Origin of the sequence: Agromyces salentinus (genome assembly GCF_009749395.1) — a bacterium.
GTDB classification, from domain to species: Bacteria; Actinomycetota; Actinomycetes; order Actinomycetales; family Microbacteriaceae; genus Agromyces; species Agromyces salentinus.
On sequence record NZ_WBIR01000016.1, the window covers coordinates 18,292 to 35,593 of the forward strand.

The following is a 17,302-nucleotide window of genomic DNA, read 5'->3' on the forward strand; positions in this document are numbered from 1 at the left end:
CCGGGCGGGGCTCGGTGCCAACCCTGAATCCCGGACGTGCCAGCACTGGGATCGGCCGGGAACCGTGGCGGCCGCGCCTGCCCGGGGCTAGCGTCGCACCACGTGCCGGGTCCTCCGGCATGCCCCGCGCTTCCGCTCGGCCCGCCGCATCCGTCGAAGAGATCCCATGTCGAACTACCTGCTCTGCTCGAGCCCCATCCAGGGCCACGCCGCCCCCGTCATCGCGATCGCGAGCGACCTCATCGCCCGCGGGCACACCGTCACCGTGCTCACCGGCTCGCGGTTCCGCGCCGCCGTCGAGGCGACGGGCGCCGGGCACCGCGCATTCGGCGGCATCGCCGACTTCGACGACCGCACCATGATGGACCACCTTCCGGAGCGCGACCGCCACCGCGGCATCGGCAAGCTCCAGTACGACGTGCAGACCATCTTCGTGAAGACGGTGCCCGACCAGTTCGCGGCTGTCGAGTCGGCCGTCGCGGAACTCTCGCCCGATGCGATCCTCGTCGACTCCGCCTTCGCCGGCGTGCTGCCGCTGCTCCTGGACGGCGTCACCACCCGGCCGCCGGTCCTGGCGCTCGGCGTGCTGCCGCTCAGCCAGTCGAGCGCGGATGTCGCGCCCTACGGGCTCGGACTGGCACCGAAGCCCGGCCCGTTCGGGCGCCTGCGCAACCGGGTGCTGAACCTGCTCGTGCAGCGCGTGGTGTTCCGCGCGACCCAGCGCCTCGCGAACGAGGTCATGCACTCGCTCGGACGCCCGACGCTGCCGGCCTTCGTGCTCGACTGCTCGCGCCTGTTCGACCGCTTCCTCCAGCTCGGCCCGTCGACGCTCGAACCCGCGCGGAGCGACCTCTCCGGCAACCTCCGCTTCGTCGGCACGGTGCTGCCGCCGGCACCGGAGGCCGGCCGGCTCCCCGGCTGGTGGTCGGAGTTGGACGGATCGCGCCCGGTCGTGCACGTCACGCAGGGCACGATCGACAACCACGACTTCGACCGGCTGATCCGGCCGACGCTCGACGGGCTCGCCGATCGCGACGTGCTCGTCGTCGTGTCGACCGGAGGCCGCCCGGTCGCCGAGCTCGGCGACCTTCCCGCCAACGCGCGGGCCGCGGAGTTCCTCCCATACGACCTCCTGATGGCGAAGGCCGACGTCTTCGTCACGAACGCCGGCTTCGGCGGCACGCAGTTCGCCCTGAGCCACGGCGTGCCGATGGTCGCCGCCGGCGACACCGAGGACAAGCCGGAGGTGGCGATGCGCATCGCCTGGTCGGGCGCCGGCGTGAACCTCGGCACCGGCACGCCGACCGCCGAGGCCGTGCGCGAGGGCGTCGACCGCGTGCTCGGCGACGAGCGGTACCGCGAACGGGCGCAGGGGCTGGCCGCGGACATCGCGGCGTACGACACGTCCGCCCTCGTCGAGGCCGAGCTCGAGGCCGCGGTCATCTCCCGGCTCGCCGAGGCCGCGCGCTGAGTCGCCGGCCCGCGTCGCGAGATCGGGCTGAACCCGTGGTCGCGGCATCCGCCACCAAAGGTTAGGCTCTCCTAAGCCGACGCTCTGGTCGGCGGACCCCTCCGGCATCCGGCCGGCCGATCCGGCGAGACCACGTGAACGCACAGCCCCTGATCACCCTCGATGGCGTGAGCATCCGCCACGACGAGGCGACGCGCGCCACCCCGGCCGACGTCTCCTTCGAGGTGCGGCCCGGCGAGGTCGTGCTGCTGCTCGGGCCGTCCGGATGCGGCAAGTCGACGCTCGCGCTCGCGCTCGACGGGCTCATCCCGCACGCCGTCCCCGCGACGCTCGAGGGCACGGTGCGCGTCGCGGGCCTCGAGACGTCGGCGCACACCGTCGCCGAGCTCAGCGAGCACGTCGCCATGGTCTTCCAGGACCCCGACGCGCAGGTCGTGACCGGCACCCTGCTCGACGAGGTCTGCTTCGGTCCCGAGAACCAGCTCGTCGCGGCATCCGAGGTGCTCGAACGCGCCGAGCGCGCGCTGAAGCTCGTCGGGCTCTGGGACCGGCGCACCGACAACCCCGACGTGCTCTCGGGAGGCGGGCGCCAGCGCCTCGCGGTCGCCTGCGCCCTGGCCCTCGCCGCACCGGTGCTCGTGCTCGACGAGCCGACCGCGAACCTCGACCCCGCGGGCATCGACGAGGTCTACGCCGTGCTCCGCGAACTCGCGAGCGAACGCGACCACGCGATCGTGCTCGTCGAGCACAACCTCGACGCGGCCGTCGACATCGTCGACCGCGTCGTCGTGCTCGACGCCTCGGGCCGGCTCGTGATCGACGGGCCCGCACGCGAGGTGCTGCAGCAGCGGGCCGACGAGCTGCTCGAGCTCGGCGTGTGGCTCCCGGTCTCGACGCTCGCGGCGATGCGCCTCCGCGCCGCCGGCGTGACGCTCAGCCCGCTCCCCCTGAACCCGGCGGAGCTCGCGGCCGCGCTCGACGCGGTCGACGTGCTGCCCTCCCCGCTCCTCGCACCCCCCGGCACGGATGCCGCTCGGTCGCGAATGGTCGCGTCCTCCGCCGAAGCGCGACCAGATGCGTCCGAACTCGCCGGCGCCACCGACGTCACGGCGCCCGCACCCGCGATCCGCGTGCGCGACTGCTCGGTTCGTCGCGGCGGGCGCCGCGGACCCGTCGTCGTCGACGGGGTCGACCTCGACGTGGCATCCGGCGACTTCCTCGCGATCGTCGGCACGAACGGCGCGGGCAAGACGACACTGCTGCAGGCGATCGCGGGCGTCATCCCGGCGCCGCGCGGCAGCATCGACGTGCTCGGCATGGACCCGTCGCGCGCCGACGCCCGCGCCCGAGCGCGCCAGATCGGCTTCGTCTTCCAGAACCCCGAGCACCAGTTCGTCGCGCACACCGTCGCCGAGGAACTCGAGCTCGGACTGCGCCTCCAGGGCGTCGACGAGGCGACCCGGCACGCCGAGGTCGAACGCATGCTCGCCCGCTTCGACCTCGTCGAGCACCGAGACCGGCACCCGTTCCTCCTCTCGGGCGGGCAGAAGCGCCGGCTCTCGGTCGGCACCGCGCTCGTGGCCGGCGCCCCCGTGCTCGCCCTCGACGAGCCGACCTTCGGCCAGGACCGCGCCCGCGCCTCCGAGCTGCTCGACATCCTGGGCGGCCTGAACGCCGAGGGCACGACCGTGCTCGTCGTCACCCACGACCTCCAGCTCGTCGCCGACCACGCCAGCCACGTCGCCGTCATGCGCGACGGCCGCCTGCTCGGCGCCGGGCCGACGGCCGAGGTCCTCGCCGGCCCCCTCGTCGAGGAGGCCGGGCTGCGGCATCCGCCCCTCGCCCGCGCCACGCGCGGGCTCGCCGGGCACCCCGAGTGGCATGCCGTCACGCGGATGTCGCAACTGCCCGTCGGCGATCGGGCCATCGCATGAGTGCCGCCACGCCCGGCACGGCCCCGACCCCGACGCCGCCCACCCCGACGCCGGTCACCCCGACGACGCCGGCCACCCCGACGCCGGCCGCCCAGACGACGCCGGCGACACCGGCGACGGGCGCGGCCGGCCCCGCATCGGTCGTGCGCGACCCGTACGCCGAGCAGGCGCCGGTGAGCGGCATCCGCTTCCTGCACCACCTCAACCCGCTCGCGAAGTTCGCCGCGCCGCTGCCCGTGATGCTCGCGCTCATCTTCACGCGCGGCGTCGCGATCCCACTCGCCTTCATCGTGCTCGCGCTGGGGCTCCTCGTCATCGGCGCCCGCCTCTCGGGTCGCGCTCTGGCGGCACTGCTCCTCGGTGTCCCTGCCGCGATCCTCGTGCTCGGCTTCAGCTTCGGCATCTGGGTGGACCCCGCTCGCATCGAGGGCGCGAGCGCCGCGGCATCCGTCGTCATCTTCGCGATCGGCGACTGGCAGTTCACCCTCGCGGCGTACCTCGTCGGCCTCGCGACGGCCCTGCGCATCACCGCGCTGCTCATGCTCTCGCTGCTCGCCGGGCTCACCACGAGCGGCCCCGAACTCGTGCGCGCGCTCGTGCAGAACCTGCGCGTGCCGTACCGCATCGGCTACACGGCCCTCGCGGCGCTGCGCTTCGTCCCCCGATTCGGACATGAGCTCGAGGTCATCCGGGCCGCGCACCGCGTTCGCGGGACGGATGCCGGGCGCGGGCCGGTCGCGGCCGTCAGGCGCACGATCGCCACGGCCATCCCGTTGCTCGCGAGCGCGATCCGCCACGCCGAACGGGTTGCGCTGGCCATGGACGCGCGCGCCTTCGGCGCCCACGCGACGCGCACCGAGCGCACCATCAGCCGGTGGCGCGTCCGCGACACGGCCTTCGTCGTCGCGTTCTGGGTCGTGTCGGCCGCCATCTACTGGTGGGCGCTCCAGGCCGGCCTCGGCGGCGTGACCCCCGACCGCACCGAGGTCGGACTGTGAACGCGCGGCTCGCCGCCGTCGAGCCGTCGGCACCACGACCGACGCGACTTCCCCCGAACCCCCATCCGATCGGAGCCCGGCCATGCGCCTGAACGTCCCCACCCGCCTGCTGCTCACCTGCGCCGCGATCGGCGCCGCCGCCGGGCTGCTGCTCATCCCGGCGTTCGTGCTCTCGACGACCGTCGCGCCGGCGATCCCGCTGCTGTACGCCGCGTTCGCCGGCGTGTGGAGCGTGCCGTTCGTCGTGGCCATCGCCCTCATCCGGCAGCCGGGCGTCGCCCTGCTCACCTCGCTCATCGCCGGACTCGTCAACGCCGTGCTGACCCCGCAGGGGCCGTCGGCGATCCTCACGTGCCTCATGATCGGCGCGATGGTCGAGATCCCGCTCGCGATCGGCCTCTACCGCTCGTTCCGCCCGTGGATCTTCTACGTCGGCGCCGGCGTGTTCGCCTTCCCGTACGCGCTCTACTCGATGCCGTTTCTCGGCGTCGACCAGTTCCCGCTCTGGGCGCAGATCGCGTACCCGACGCTGTCGGTGCTGTCCAACCTCGCCGGCGTCTGGCTCGGCCTGCTCATCGCCCGCCGCCTCGATCGCACGGGCGTCGCGCGCGGGCTGCAGCGCCCGGTGCGGCGCCCCAAGGCGACGGATGCCGCGCTGGAGCCCACGCCCGCCGCCTGACGTTGGTGCGCCGCGCGCGCCGAACGCGCCCCGCGCGCCGACCACCGAGACGTCGCAGATGGCGGCTTCACGCGCGTTTTCGCGACCATCCGGGACTTCTCGCGCGGTGGACCGGCGGCGCACCCGACCCGCAGCCGGCGATGGCGCGTACAGACACCGAACGGGCCGCAGCGACTGATCGCTGCGGCCCGTTCTGCCGTCCGTCGGTGACTACGCGGCGGGCGCGGTGTCGAGGATCTCGACGAGGAAGACCAGGGTCTGCCCGCCGAGCTCGGCGGCCGCGGCGTCCTCGCCGTAGGCGTACTCCGGCGGGATCGTCACGATGAGCTTCGTGCCGACCGGCTGGCCGACGAGCGCGGCGCCGAAGCCCTGGATGACCTGGTCGGTCGAGAACTGGGCGGGGTCTCCGCCGTAGCTCTGGTCGAAGACCTCACCGGTGTCCCAACTGGTGCCCTGGTAGTTGAGGGTCACGGTGTCGCCGGTCGAGACGACGTCGCCGTCGCCCTCCTCGAGCACCTTGAGCTGGTAGACGGCGGGCGGTGCGGTGTCGGGCAGCGTGACCGTGGGGGTCTCGCCCTCGGCGCCGAACTTGACCTCGGGCACGTCCTCGGTCCACTCCTTCGCGGTCAGCGGCTCCTTGACGTCGACCACGATGACGACGCTCTCGCCGGCCGCGAGGCCGACGTTCTCGTTGCCGGCACCCTCGTAGAGGCTCTCGGCGGGAGCGACCGTGACCGTGCGCGTGCCGGTCGGGACGCAGTCGATGCCGGCGCGGAACGCCTCGAAGACGGTGTCGTCGCCGGCGGTGATCGTCGCGGGCTGCGAGAACAGCTGCTTGCCGCTCGACCCGGCGAAGACGCTGACGACGGCGTTGACGCTGTCGCCGGCGGCCGTGGTCTCACCGCTGCCCTCGGTGACGATGGTGCGCTGCAGTTCGGTGGCCTCGAGCGGTGCCGTGAAGGTCGCGGTCGGCACGGCGCCGAAGTCGCCCTCGACCGTCACGCCGTCGCTCAGGTCACCCGACGGGAGGTCCATGCACTCGGCGGCCGCAGCGGTGGGGGTCGAGGAGGCTTCGGGGCTCCCGCCGGCGCAACCGGCGAGGAGGAGGGCTGCTGCGGCGGTCGCGAGCGCGACGGGCGCAGCGCGGCGCAGGGCACGATTCATGAGGGAGTGTTCTCGATTCGATCGGAAGGCAGGATGCGTCCAGTCTGCACGCTCCGGCTTTCCATTGCCTGAATCCCGGACATTCCCGGCGATCAGGGCGACAATGGGCTGCATGGGGGAACAGGTTGACGTCAGTGCTACCGTCCGGCATTTCGCTGAGCATGCCTCGGCTTTCGCCGAGTTGGACGATGCGGTGTGGAATCCGATCTCGATGGCGACGGTGCTCCGCGCGGCGCCGCAGTTCGGCGAACTGGTGCTCGACGCGTGCTGCGGGGACGGTGCGTCGGCAGTGCCGACCGCCGAACTCGTCGGGCCGACCGGGGTCGTCGACGCGGTCGACCTCTCGGAGCAGATGATCGAGCTGACGCGGCAGCGCGTGGAACGCGAGGCGGCCCCGCTGCCGCAGCTCCGACTCCACGCGGCGGATGTCACGCAGTGGGAGGTCGTCGGCTACGACCTCGTGCAGTGCGTGCTCGGCGTCTTCTTCTTCGCCGACCTCCAGGCAGGCGCGGCCCACCTCGTCGACTGCGCGAAGCCGGGCGGCCGCGTGGTCGTGACGATCTGGGCGCCCGGCGCCCTGCACGAGTTCACGGAGGCGCTCTGCGACGCGGTCGAGGCCGAGGGCGGTGACGCCGGTGCGGAGGCCGTCGCGGCGTACCGCGACGGCGGACCCCCCGAGATCCCGGAGTCACCCGGGGCGCTCGCCCAGTGGCTCGGCGGCCTCGGGCTCGAACGCACCCGTGCCGAGATCGTGCCGCGGCACCTCGACCTCGACGCCGACCTCGCCTGGCGCCTCGTGCTCGGGATGTCGCGACGACGCCTCGTCGCGGACCTGGACGACGAGTCGCGCGAGCGGGTCGCCACCGCGTTCCGCGCGCTCCTCGCCGAACGCGGCATCACCCGCGTCGACCTCTCCACGTTGATCGGCGTCGGCCACCGGCCGGAGTGACGCTCAGCGCGGCGCGGACCCAGTCGCGACCGGCCTCGAGTCGTCGTTGGACCACTGACTCCAGGAGCCGGGGAAGAGCGCCGCGTCGATGCCCGCGATCGCGAGCGCGGCGACCTGGTGGCTGGCGGCGACGCCGGACCCGCAGGACGCGGCCACGGGCGTGCCAGGCACGACGCCGAGGGCCGCGAACCGCTCGGCGAGCACGTCGGGGGCGAGGAACCGCCCATCGGCGTCGAGGGTTCCGGTGGTCGGCGACGACACGGCACCCGGGATGTGCCCGGCCTTCGGGTCAACGGGCTCGACCTCGCCGCGGTAGCGCTCGGCGGCACGGACGTCGAGCAGGACCCCGCGATCCGGGAGGGCCGCCGCCTCGTCGATGTCGATGACGGGCATGGCCCCGAAATGCGCCGTCGCGTCGCCCGGTTCGGGAACGTTCACGCCGGTCTCGAGCGAGTACCCGTCGGCGACCCAGGCGTCGATGCCGCCGTCGAGCATGAGCACGGACTCGTGGCCCGCGTGGCGCAGCAGCCACCACGCGCGCGCCGCCGCCTGGTTCGAGGTCGTGTCGGTGACGACGACGAGGTCGCCGGAGCGGATGCCCCAGCGCCGCATCGCGTCCGTGAAGGCCGCCTCGGTCGGGAGCGGATGGCGCCCGCGGCCGGCGACACCGTGGTCGGAGAGCTCGTCCTCGACGTCGACCGAGACCGCCGTCGGGATATGCCCGGCGCGGTATGCCTCGAGTCCGTGGGGCTCGGCGAGGGTCCAGCGCGCATCGAGCACGACGGTCCGCATGCCCGACTCGATGCGGGCGGCCAGTTCGCGGACGGAGATGAGGATCGACATCCCTCCATCCTGCGCCATCCCGCCCCCGCCGCGGCATCCGCCGGACGACCGTTCGCTCGCCGGATGCCGGAGAAGCCGCGCCCGCGGCCCCTCGCCCCCGGTAAACTGGCCGGACGGACGATTGCTGCTGGCGTGAGGAGGATGGATGATCCTCAGTCTCGCGATCTTCGCGGCGGTCTCCCTCGTGACGCCGTGGTTGGCGAGACTCCTGGGTCGCCGCGTGTTCATGCTCATCGCATTCGTGCCGGCTGCGGCATTCGTCCTGCTGCTGACCTGGCTGCCCGGGGTGCTCGCCGGCACGCCCGTGGTCGAGAACGTGCAATGGATCCCCGAGCTCGGCATCTCGCTGAGCTTCCGGCTCGACGCCCTGGCCCTCATCCTCGCCCTCGTGGTCACCGGCGTCGGCGCACTCGTGCTCCTGTACTGCACCTGGTACTTCACCGACGACGAGCCGGCGCTGGGTCGGTTCGCGGCTCTCCTCCTCGCCTTCGCGGGCGTGATGCTCGGCCTCGTCACCTCCGACGATGTGTTCGTGCTCTTCGTCTTCTGGGAGGCCACGAGCGTGCTCTCGTACCTCCTGATCGGCCACTACACGGGCCGCAAGGAGAGCCGCGGCGCCGCCCTCCAGGCCCTCACCGTCACGACGTTCGGCGGCCTCGCGATGCTCGTCGGCCTCGTCGTGCTCGCGGTCGACGGCGGCACGACCTCGCTCTCCGAACTCGTGGCGAACCCCGTCGTGGGCACCGCGGGCGAGTGGGGCATCGCGCTCGTGCTCGTCGGCGCGATCTCGAAGAGCGCGCTCGTCCCGTTCCACTTCTGGCTCCCGGCCGCCATGGCGGCGCCGACCCCGGTGAGCGCGTACCTGCACGCCGCCGCGATGGTCAAGGCTGGCGTCTACCTCGTCGCGCGCCTCGCCCCCGGCTACGCCGACCTCGAGGTGTGGCATCCGATCGTCGTCGGACTCGGCGTGCTCACCATGCTCGTCGGCGGATGGCGCGCGCTCCGCCAGTACGACCTGAAGCTGCTGCTCGCGTACGGCACCGTCAGCCAGCTCGGCTTCCTGGTGATCGTGACCGGGTTCGGCACGCGCGATGCGGCCCTCGCCGGTATCGCGCTGCTCCTCGCGCACGCGATGTTCAAGGCGGCCCTGTTCCTCACGGTCGGAATCATCGACCACGCCGCCGGCACGCGCGACTGGCGCAAGCTGTCAGAGCTCGGCCGTCGCATGCCGGTCGTGACCGCGATCGCCGTGCTCGCGGCGGCGTCGATGGCCGGGGTGCCCCCGCTCCTCGGCTACGTCGCGAAGGAGGGCGTGTTCACCGCGCTGCTCGAGGCCGGCACCGGCTGGGCCTGGTTCGCGCTCATCGGGGCGCTCCTGGGCTCGGTGCTCACGGTCGCGTACACCGTGCGCTTCATCTGGGGGGCCTTCTCCACGAAGCCGGATGTCGCGCCCACGCCGCTGCACTCCGCCGGCCCGGCGATCTCGATCGCCCCCGCCACCCTGGCCGTCGGCAGCCTCGTCGCGGCCTTCGCGATCTCGTTCATCGAGCCGCTGCTCGCGGCCTACGCCGACGAGCTTCCCGGCCCGCACGACTACCACCTCGCGCTCTGGCACGGCCTCGAGCCCGCACTGTTCCTCTCGGCCGGGGTGTTCCTCGTCGGCGGACTGCTCGCCTGGGCCCGTCGCCCCGTCGCCCGCCTGCAGGCGGCGCTCGTGCCCATGGTCGACTCGAGCCGGGGCTACCTCGGGATCGTCTCCGTCGTCGACCGGGTCGCCGCGGCGGTGACCACGGCGATCCAGTCGCGGGGCCTGCCCGGGTACCTGACGATCATCGTGGCGGTCTTCATCGGCGGTCTCGGCACCGCGGCGGTCATGAACACCGACTGGCCCGCCGAGGTGCGGCTCTGGGACTATCCGTCGCAGCCGTTCATCGCGTTCGTCATGTGCGTCGCGGCCGTCGCGGCCGCGCTCGTGCGCCAGCGCATGACCGCCGTCCTGCTCGTGAGCGTGACCGGTTACGGGCTCGTGCTGCTCTTCGGCATGTCGGGCGCGCCCGACCTCGCGCTCACGCAGGCGCTCGTCGAGACCATCGTGATCGTCGTCTTCGTGCTCGTGCTGCGCCGGCTCCCCAAGCAGATCGCGCAGCGCAACCCTCCGGTCCACAAGGTCGCCCGCGGCATCATCGGCGCCGTGGCCGGCGCCGTCATGGGCGTCATCGGCCTCGTGGCGCTCGGCGCCCGCGTGGAGCCGACGATCGCGAACGGACTGCCGGCACTCGCCCTCGAGGCGCACGGCAAGAACATCGTGAACGTCATGCTCGTCGACATCCGCGCCTGGGACACGCTCGGCGAGATCTCGGTGCTCGTCGCCGTCGCCACGGGCGTCGCGAGCCTCATCTTCGTCTCGGGACGCACGGGTGGAGCACCCCGCCTCGACGACGTCGACCTGGGTCTCGACCGGCGCGACCGCATGCGTCCGCTGCCCGAGCCGGCCTCGAGCATCCGGGCACCGCGCACCAGCCTCGCGAACACCGATGGCGAGACGGATGCCGCAGCCGACGCCGCCTCCACGAGGCAGACCTGGCTCCTGGCCGGCCGCACGATCTCGCCGCAGAACCGGTCGATCCTCATCGAGGTGCTCGTGCGACTGCTCTTCCACCCCGCCATCGTCGTCTCGGTCTTCCTGCTGTTCGTCGGCCACAACGCGCCAGGCGGCGGCTTCGCCGGCGGGCTGCTGGCCGGGCTCGCGCTCGTGGCGCGGTACCTCGCGGGCGGCCGCTACGAGCTCGGCGAGGCGGCGCCCGTCGATGCCGGGCGCCTGCTCGGCACCGGCCTGCTGCTCGCCGCCGGCACCGCGACGGCCTCGTTGTTCTTCGGCGGGGCGGCCCTCCAGTCGGCCTGGTTCGAGGCGGAGGTCCCGGTGCTCGGCACCCTCTCCATCGGCACCTCGACGCTGTTCGACATCGGCGTCTACCTCGTCGTCGTCGGGCTCGTGCTCGACATCCTGCGCTCGCTCGGCGGCGAGGTCGACCGCCAGGAGGAGGAAGCCGCGCACGACGAGAACCCCGAGGCACCGCCCACCACCGCGCCGACACCGCCCCCGCCGGCATCCGCGACGGCCTCCGCGCCGGTCGGAGCCCCGGCCGCCGGCGGGTCCGCCGAGTCGAACGCCGAGGGGAGCCCCGCATGACCGGTTCGCTCACCCTCGTGATCCTGATGGCCGTGATGTTCGGCGCGGGCATCTCGATCATGCTCGAGCGCAGCCTCACCCGCGTGCTCATCGGATTCCTGCTCGTCGGCAACGCGGTCAACGTGCTCATCTACCTCATGAGCGGCGCGCCCGGCCTTGCCCCGATCCTCGGCGAGGGCGTCGACCCCGACGAGATCTCCGACCCGCTGCCGCAGGCGTTCGTCCTCACGGCCATCGTCATCAACCTCGGCATCACGGCGTTCATGCTCGCGCTCATCTACCGCTCGTGGTGGCTCGCGCAGCTCGGCGCGAAGGGCGACCTCATCGACGACGAGGAGGAGGACCTGCACGACGCCGAGGAGGCCGCCGACCTCATCCGCATCTCGGCGGAGGACGACGCGGCGGTCCAGGAGATCATCGAGGCGAGCGACGAGGAGTTCGTGGACTCGCTCGACGACGAGCTCGAGCTCGAGGCATCCGCTCGCGACGACCTCGAACGCCGGGGTCCGTCGACGGGCGGATCCCGACCCCCGGAGGACGAGAGATGACCGCCGCCCTCGTGCCCCTCGTCGTGCTGCTGCCGTTGCTCGGCGCGGCATCCGCCCTCATCCTCGGCCGCCACCGGCGCGCGCAGGTCGGCGTGAGCGTCGCCGTGCTGGCGGCCGTCGCCGTCGTCGCCGGCGTGCTGCTCGCCACCGTCGATGCCGGCGAACCGCTCGCGGTCACGATCGGCGCCTGGCCCGCACCGTACGGCATCGTGCTCGTCGTCGACCGGCTGTCGGCGATCATGCTGCTGGTCTCCGCGGTCGTGCTCCTCGTCGTGCTCATCTACGCCGTGGGCCAGGGCGTCGCCGACCGGCATCGGGAGACCCCGGTCTCGATCTTCCACCCGAGCTACCTGATCCTGTCGGCGGGCGTGTTCAACGCGTTCATCGCCGGCGACCTCTTCAACCTCTACGTCGGGTTCGAGATCCTCCTCTCGGCCAGCTACGTGCTGCTCACCCTCGGCGGCACGGGCGAGCGCATCCGCGCGGGCGTCACGTACATCATCGTGAGCCTCGTCTCGTCGCTGTTCTTCCTCAGCGCGATCGCGCTCATCTACGGCGCGACCGGCACGGCGAACCTCGCGCAGCTGTCCGTGCGCATCGCGGAGCTGCCCGAGAACGTGCAGCTGATCCTGCACCTGCTGCTGCTCATCGCGTTCGGCATCAAGGCGGCCGTGTTCCCGCTCTCGTTCTGGTTGCCCGACTCGTATCCGACGGCGCCGGCCCCGGTCACGGCGGTGTTCGCGGGCCTGCTCACGAAGGTCGGCGTCTACGCCATCATCCGGACCGAGACCCTGATCTTCGCCGAGCACGACCTGTCGATGCTGCTCATGGTGGTCGGCGGGCTCACGATGGTCATCGGCATCCTCGGCGCCCTCACGCAGGCCGACGTCAAGCGACTGCTCTCGTTCACGCTCGTGAGCCACATCGGCTACATGATCTTCGGCATCGCGCTCACCACGCAGCTCGGCATGGCCGCGACGATCTACTACGTGGTGCACCACATCACGGTGCAGACGACGCTGTTCCTCACGACCGGACTCATCGAGCGGTTCGGCGGCGCGACCTCCATCAACCGGCTCGCCGGCCTGCTCAAGGCCTCCCCCCTGCTCGGGATCCTGTTCTTCATCCCCGCCCTGAACCTCGGCGGCATCCCGCCGTTCTCCGGGTTCCTCGGCAAGACGGGCCTCTTCCTCGCGGGCGGCGAGGAGGCCGCGGCCGACCCGGCGACGGCCTGGCTCGTCTGGGTCGTCATCGCGGCCGGCGCGATCACCTCGCTCATCACGCTCTACGCGCTCACCCGGTTCTGGAACATGGCGTTCTGGCGGCCGCGCGACGACCTCGACGGCTACGAGTCGGTGCTGCTCGGCTCGGTGCTCGAGGCACCGGAGGGCGCCACCGTCACCGCCACGAAGACCACGCCCCGCCTCATGGTGGCCGCGACCACGGTGCTCGTGGTCGTGACCCTGCTGCTCACCGTCTTCGCGGGCCCGATCTTCGGCCTCGCCGATCGAGCGGCCGCCAACCTCATCGACCCGTCCGTCTACATCTCGCTCGTCTTCCCCGGAGGTGCGCCGTGACCGACGACGCCCAGGCCGGGCACGACCCGACGCGCAGCACCGGTCGAGCGGATGCTGCGAGCCGGCCGGATGCCGCGGACGGGCCGGACACCGCCCGCCGCCCCCGCGGCACCACGGGCCCCGCGACCGACTCGATCCCCGAGATGTCCCGCTGGTGGAGTGTCTGGCGGCAGCTGCCGCTGCTCGTCGCCCTCGTCGCCCTCTGGTGCTTCCTCTGGGACCACATCGACGCACTGACCATCGTGTCGGGCATCGCACTGGCGGTGCTCGTCACCCGGACGCTCTACCTGCCGCCGGTGCTGCTCAGCGGACGCTTCAACGTGTGGCGGGGCCTCCTCCTCGGACTGCGGATGATGTACGACGTCGTCTTCGCGTCCCTGCAGGTCGCGTGGTTCTCGATCAACCCGCGCTGGAAGCCGATGAACTCGATCATCGCCGTGCAGCTGCTCACCAGGTCCGACCTCGTGACCACCCTGACGGCGGAGGCCATCTCGGTCGTGCCCGGAACCGTGGTCGTCGACATCGACCGCGAGCGGGGCCTGCTCTACCTGCACGCCCTCGGCACCCGCACGGCCGCCGACATCGAGCGCACCCGCACGGCCGTGCTCGGCACCGAGGAGCGCATCGTGCTCGCCATCGGCACGCGCGAACAGGCGGCGTCGGTGCACCGGGCCAGGCGCGATCGCCGCGCCGCGCGCGACTCCGTCGTCACCCCGCCGCCGAAGGGAGAACGTCCATGACCTTCCTGACCCTCGTGAGCATCGTCGCGGGCATCATGTTCGGCATCGGCGCGATCGCGTGCGTCATCCGAATCATCAAGGGCCCGTCGATCCTCGACCGCGCCCTCGCGACCGACGTGCTGCTCGCGATCGCGATCTGCGCCCTCGGTGCGGAGATGGCGCTCAACCGGCACACCGACACGCTCGTCATCCTCCTCGTGCTCGCGATGTTCGCGGTCGTCGGCTCGATCTCGATCGCCCGGTTCATGGGAAAGCAGGACGCCTCGTGAGCGCGGCCGAGATCGCCGTCGGCCTGCTCATCCTCGTGAGCGGGTTCCTCTCGATGGCCGCGGGCATCGGCATCGTCCGCTTCCCCGACGTGCTCACCCGGCTCCACGCCGCCACGAAGCCGCAGGTGCTCGGCCTCGCCGCCGTGCTCGTCGCGATCGTGGTGCAGGTGCCGACCTGGGGCGTGCTCACGACCGTCGTGCTCATCATGACGTTCCAGCTGCTCACGCAGCCGATGACCGCGCACATGCTCGGCCGGTCGGCCTATCGCAGCGACCACGTGCGCCGCGACCTCCTCATTGAAGACGACCTCGGCAGCGACATCGCCGAGCACGATCAAGAGGCCGCACGGATGCCGCGGGCCGACGACGTCGGCTGATCGGAGCCCGGCGCGCCGCGCGCCATCCTGGATTCGCACGGATCACGCGCCCCCGCTCCGGGAGTCGGCCGGGCGTCAGGGTCAGGGCCAGGGCCAGCCGAAGGTCGCGATCGCGCTCGCGGTATCGAGCACGGCCCGGCTGCAGCGGCTCCCGATCGGGAGCCCAGCCGACGCGCCGAGGCGCAGTCGTGCCGCGGCCTGTCGCCGGTGGGATGCGGCCTGCGGCATGCGTCCTGCCGGGTTCGCCGTCCACTGGAAACGGCGCAACGACGTACGCACGTTCTCCCTCGCGCCATGCCAGTTCACCCTCAACGATGAGGGGGAACTGGCATACCCGAATCGATAACGCCTACGACGGTCTGCGTGCAGGCGAGAACAGGCAGGAGACCGCACCGACGGCGTCAGGCGCGACCGGTGAACTCCGGCTTCCGCTTCTCCTGGAACGCCGCGAAGCCCTCGCGGTAGTCCTCGGTCTCGCAGAGCGCCGCCTGGGCGCGGTTCTCCTCGTCCATCGACTGCCAGAGCCCGATGCGGCCGTCGCGCAGCGAGGCCACGAGCGCCTTCGAGGCGATGAACGCCTGGGTGGCCCCGGATGCCGCGGCGCGGGCCGCGGCGCGGGTGGCATCCGTCACCTCGTCGGCGGGGAAGACCCGCGAGAACAGCCCGGCGGCGACCGCTTCGGATCCCGACATGAGGCGTCCCGTGACGATGAGGTCCATGGTCCGGTGCGCGCCGAGGCGCTCGACGAAGAGGGCGTGTCCGCCGGAGTCGAGCGTGGCCCCGAGGTTCGCGAACGGCGAGCCGATCTTCGCGGTGTCGGCCACGTAGACGATGTCGCTCGCCACGAGGAGGCCGAGCCCGACGCCGAGGCAGGCTCCGTGCGCGACGGCGAAGGTCGGCACCGAGAGCGAGGCCATTCGCTCGAGGAGCGGCTGCACCAGACCGCCGAGGTAGCCGAGCACGTCGTCCTCTCGCGGGTCGACGCCCGCGATGTCACGGCCGGCGCAGAACGCCCGGCCCTCACCGTGCAGCACGAGAGCGCGAACCTCACCGTCGACCGCGAGACTCTCGGCCCTGCGGTAGGCGTCGGAGAGCGCGATGAGGTCGTCGGGACCGAGCGCATTCAACTTCTGCGGGGCGTTCAGCACCACTTCCGCCACACGGTCGTTCACGCTGAATTCGATCATGATGCTCCTTCGTCAGGCGAGGCCGACCGCGCCGTCGGCTCGCTCGCAGGGTATCGACGTCAGACGTCGTAGTCGACGCTGACGCGATCGGAGGTCGGGTGCGACTGGCAGGTGAGCACGTACCCGCGCTCGAGCTCGTCGGGCTCGAGCGCGTAGTTCTCGGTCATCGTCACATCGCCGTCGATGACCCTCGCCCGGCACGTGCCGCACACGCCGCCCGCGCACGCGAACGGCACGTCGGGCCGGACGCGCAGCGCCGCGTTGAGGATCGACTCGTTCGCCGACACCGGGCTCTCCACGCTCGAGGACTGCCCGTCGAGCGTGAACTCGATCGCGAACGTGCGCTCGCCCTGGCGCACCTCGACCGGGCGCCCGTGGCGGGGCTCGACGCGGTCGGCGTCCGTCGTGAAGAGCTCGTATCGCACGTGCTCGGCGGGCACCCCGCGTTCGGCGAGGGTGTCGCGCGCGAGCTGCACGAGCTCGAACGGCCCGCAGAGGAACCACTCGTCGACCGTCTCCGGGCGGATGAGCACGTCGAGCATCGTCCCGAGCTTCTCGGCGTCGATGCGCCCCGACAGCAGCGGCGCCGTGCGCTGCTCGCGCGAGAGCACGTGGTGCAGCGCGAGCCTCGACGGGTAGCGGTCCTTCAGCTCCGCGAGCTCCTCGAGGAACATCACGTCGAGCGTCGAGCGGTTCGTGTAGACGAGCTCGAACTCGGATGTCGCGGAGCGGGCCAGCACCGTCTGCGCGAGCGCCATGAGCGGGGTGATGCCCGACCCGGCGGCGATGGCCACGATGTGCTTGCCGTCGAGTTCGTCGAGCGTGGACGTGAAGGTGCCCTGCGGGCTCATCACGTCGAGGGCATCGCCCGCCTTGAGCTCGGAGTTCGCCCACGAGGAGAACACCCCGCCGAGGTCGCGCTTGATGCCGACCGAGATCGTACCCGTGCCATCCGCCGCCCGCTCGGGCGGTCGGCAGATCGAGTAGCTGCGGCGGCGTTCGTGCCCCTCGAGCTCGGCGCGGAGCGCCACGTACTGGCCCGGCTGGTAGGCGTACTCGTCGGCGAGCTCGGCGGGCACCGCGAAGGTCACCTCGACGGCGTCGGCCGTCAGTGGGCGCACCTCGGCGACCTCGAGCCGGTGGAATCGGGCCCGACGACGCGTGGTCGCCTCCGGCGTGGTCGCGGCCTCGCCGCCGACGGTGGCGGCGAGAAAGGCCTCGGCCGCCTTCTCCGGCGGTCGAGGAGCCGACGAGGGAGCCCTCTCCTCCGGCGGTCGAGTAGCCGACGAAGAAGCCCTCTCCTCCGGCGGTCGAGTAGCCGACGAAGAAGCCCTCTCCTCCGGCGGTCGAGGAGCCGACGAAGAAGCCATCTTCTC

At 72.2% G+C, this 17,302-nt stretch carries 14 protein-coding genes and 1 pseudogene; 11 read left to right on the forward strand and 4 right to left on the reverse strand.

All coding sequences use genetic code 11. The features are described 5' to 3' along the window. Positions 1-166 precede the first annotated feature (166 nt). From GQQ95_RS14270 to GQQ95_RS14285, 4 genes are all read left to right on the forward strand, one after another. Positions 167-1,471: a glycosyltransferase gene (locus GQQ95_RS14270; protein WP_157428344.1), complete on the forward strand. Its 1,305-nt coding sequence runs from the start codon at positions 167-169 to the stop codon at positions 1,469-1,471. A 167-nt stretch (positions 1,472-1,638) separates the two neighbouring features. Next, the gene (locus GQQ95_RS14275) at positions 1,639-3,405 is read left to right on the forward strand and encodes an ABC transporter ATP-binding protein (RefSeq protein WP_246205526.1); all 1,767 of its coding nucleotides are present in this window, start codon (positions 1,639-1,641) and stop codon (positions 3,403-3,405) included. Then, a complete protein-coding gene (locus GQQ95_RS14280) occupies positions 3,402-4,403 on the forward strand; it encodes an energy-coupling factor transporter transmembrane component T family protein (RefSeq protein WP_157428346.1) in 1,002 nt (333 codons plus the stop codon). The genes GQQ95_RS14275 and GQQ95_RS14280 overlap by 4 nt, the downstream gene beginning before the upstream one ends. Positions 4,404-4,485: 82 nt before the next feature. Next, positions 4,486-5,082 carry an ECF transporter S component gene (locus tag GQQ95_RS14285; protein WP_157428347.1) on the forward strand — a complete coding sequence of 199 codons (597 nt, stop codon included), beginning with the start codon at positions 4,486-4,488 and terminating at the stop codon, positions 5,080-5,082. A 210-nt stretch (positions 5,083-5,292) separates the two neighbouring features. Here the strand turns inward: GQQ95_RS14285 and GQQ95_RS19360 are convergent, their stop codons facing one another. Beyond that, the gene (locus GQQ95_RS19360) at positions 5,293-6,246 is read right to left on the reverse strand and encodes an FKBP-type peptidyl-prolyl cis-trans isomerase (RefSeq protein WP_170297072.1); all 954 of its coding nucleotides are present in this window, start codon (positions 6,244-6,246) and stop codon (positions 5,293-5,295) included. A gap of 193 nt (positions 6,247-6,439) precedes the next feature. Here GQQ95_RS19360 and GQQ95_RS19365 point away from each other — a divergent pair, with 193 nt between their 5' ends. Further along, positions 6,440-7,195, forward strand: coding sequence for a class I SAM-dependent methyltransferase (locus tag GQQ95_RS19365; protein WP_170297073.1), 756 nt, complete (start codon positions 6,440-6,442; stop codon positions 7,193-7,195). Between the two features lie 3 nt (positions 7,196-7,198). Here the strand turns inward: GQQ95_RS19365 and GQQ95_RS14300 are convergent, their stop codons facing one another. Continuing rightward, the gene (locus GQQ95_RS14300) at positions 7,199-8,038 is read right to left on the reverse strand and encodes a sulfurtransferase (protein ID WP_157428350.1); all 840 of its coding nucleotides are present in this window, start codon (positions 8,036-8,038) and stop codon (positions 7,199-7,201) included. A 145-nt stretch (positions 8,039-8,183) separates the two neighbouring features. Here GQQ95_RS14300 and GQQ95_RS14305 point away from each other — a divergent pair, with 145 nt between their 5' ends. From GQQ95_RS14305 to mnhG, 6 genes are read left to right on the forward strand one after another with little or no spacing between them, the layout of a single operon-like run. Next, positions 8,184-11,228 carry a Na+/H+ antiporter subunit A gene (locus GQQ95_RS14305; protein WP_157428351.1) on the forward strand — a complete coding sequence of 1,015 codons (3,045 nt, stop codon included), beginning with the start codon at positions 8,184-8,186 and terminating at the stop codon, positions 11,226-11,228. Then, entirely contained in the window at positions 11,225-11,776 is a 552-nt protein-coding gene (locus tag GQQ95_RS19475; protein ID WP_212275466.1) for a sodium:proton antiporter, read from the forward strand. The genes GQQ95_RS14305 and GQQ95_RS19475 overlap by 4 nt, the downstream gene beginning before the upstream one ends. Continuing rightward, positions 11,773-13,353, forward strand: coding sequence for a Na+/H+ antiporter subunit D (locus GQQ95_RS14315; RefSeq protein ID WP_157428352.1), 1,581 nt, complete (start codon positions 11,773-11,775; stop codon positions 13,351-13,353). The genes GQQ95_RS19475 and GQQ95_RS14315 overlap by 4 nt, the downstream gene beginning before the upstream one ends. After that, entirely contained in the window at positions 13,350-14,093 is a 744-nt protein-coding gene (locus tag GQQ95_RS14320) for a Na+/H+ antiporter subunit E (protein WP_246205528.1), read from the forward strand. Before GQQ95_RS14315 ends, GQQ95_RS14320 begins: the two co-directional genes overlap by 4 nt. Further along, on the forward strand, positions 14,090-14,362 hold the full coding sequence (locus GQQ95_RS14325) for an MrpF/PhaF family protein (protein WP_157428411.1): 273 nt from the start codon (positions 14,090-14,092) through the stop codon (positions 14,360-14,362). The genes GQQ95_RS14320 and GQQ95_RS14325 overlap by 4 nt, the downstream gene beginning before the upstream one ends. Next, positions 14,359-14,739, forward strand: coding sequence for a monovalent cation/H(+) antiporter subunit G (gene mnhG, locus GQQ95_RS14330; RefSeq protein WP_157428412.1), 381 nt, complete (start codon positions 14,359-14,361; stop codon positions 14,737-14,739). Before GQQ95_RS14325 ends, mnhG begins: the two co-directional genes overlap by 4 nt. A 401-nt stretch (positions 14,740-15,140) precedes the next feature. Here mnhG and GQQ95_RS14335 read toward each other — a convergent pair whose 3' ends face one another. After that, positions 15,141-15,926: an enoyl-CoA hydratase/isomerase family protein gene (locus tag GQQ95_RS14335; RefSeq protein ID WP_157428353.1), complete on the reverse strand. Its 786-nt coding sequence runs from the start codon at positions 15,924-15,926 to the stop codon at positions 15,141-15,143. A gap of 59 nt (positions 15,927-15,985) precedes the next feature. Continuing rightward, positions 15,986-17,113 (reverse strand): annotated as a pseudogene (gene paaE, locus GQQ95_RS14340) (1,2-phenylacetyl-CoA epoxidase subunit PaaE); the annotation flags it as partial. Positions 17,114-17,302: the final 189 nt, after the last annotated feature.

Bases quoted from the DNA above. Each gene is read 5' to 3' on its own strand.
- GQQ95_RS14280 (WP_157428346.1), top strand. From the start codon at position 3,402: ATGAGTGCCGCCACGCCCGGCACGGCCCCGACCCCGACGCCGCCCACC.
- GQQ95_RS14335 (WP_157428353.1), bottom strand. From the start codon at position 15,926: ATGATCGAATTCAGCGTGAACGACCGTGTGGCGGAAGTGGTGCTGAAC.
- GQQ95_RS19360 (WP_170297072.1), bottom strand. From the start codon at position 6,246: ATGAATCGTGCCCTGCGCCGCGCTGCGCCCGTCGCGCTCGCGACCGCC.
- GQQ95_RS14315 (WP_157428352.1), top strand. From the start codon at position 11,773: ATGACCGCCGCCCTCGTGCCCCTCGTCGTGCTGCTGCCGTTGCTCGGC.
- GQQ95_RS19475 (WP_212275466.1), top strand. From the start codon at position 11,225: ATGACCGGTTCGCTCACCCTCGTGATCCTGATGGCCGTGATGTTCGGC.
- GQQ95_RS14285 (WP_157428347.1), top strand. From the start codon at position 4,486: ATGCGCCTGAACGTCCCCACCCGCCTGCTGCTCACCTGCGCCGCGATC.
- GQQ95_RS14305 (WP_157428351.1), top strand. From the start codon at position 8,184: ATGATCCTCAGTCTCGCGATCTTCGCGGCGGTCTCCCTCGTGACGCCG.
- GQQ95_RS14325 (WP_157428411.1), top strand. From the start codon at position 14,090: ATGACCTTCCTGACCCTCGTGAGCATCGTCGCGGGCATCATGTTCGGC.
- GQQ95_RS14270 (WP_157428344.1), top strand. From the start codon at position 167: ATGTCGAACTACCTGCTCTGCTCGAGCCCCATCCAGGGCCACGCCGCC.
- GQQ95_RS14300 (WP_157428350.1), bottom strand. From the start codon at position 8,038: ATGTCGATCCTCATCTCCGTCCGCGAACTGGCCGCCCGCATCGAGTCG.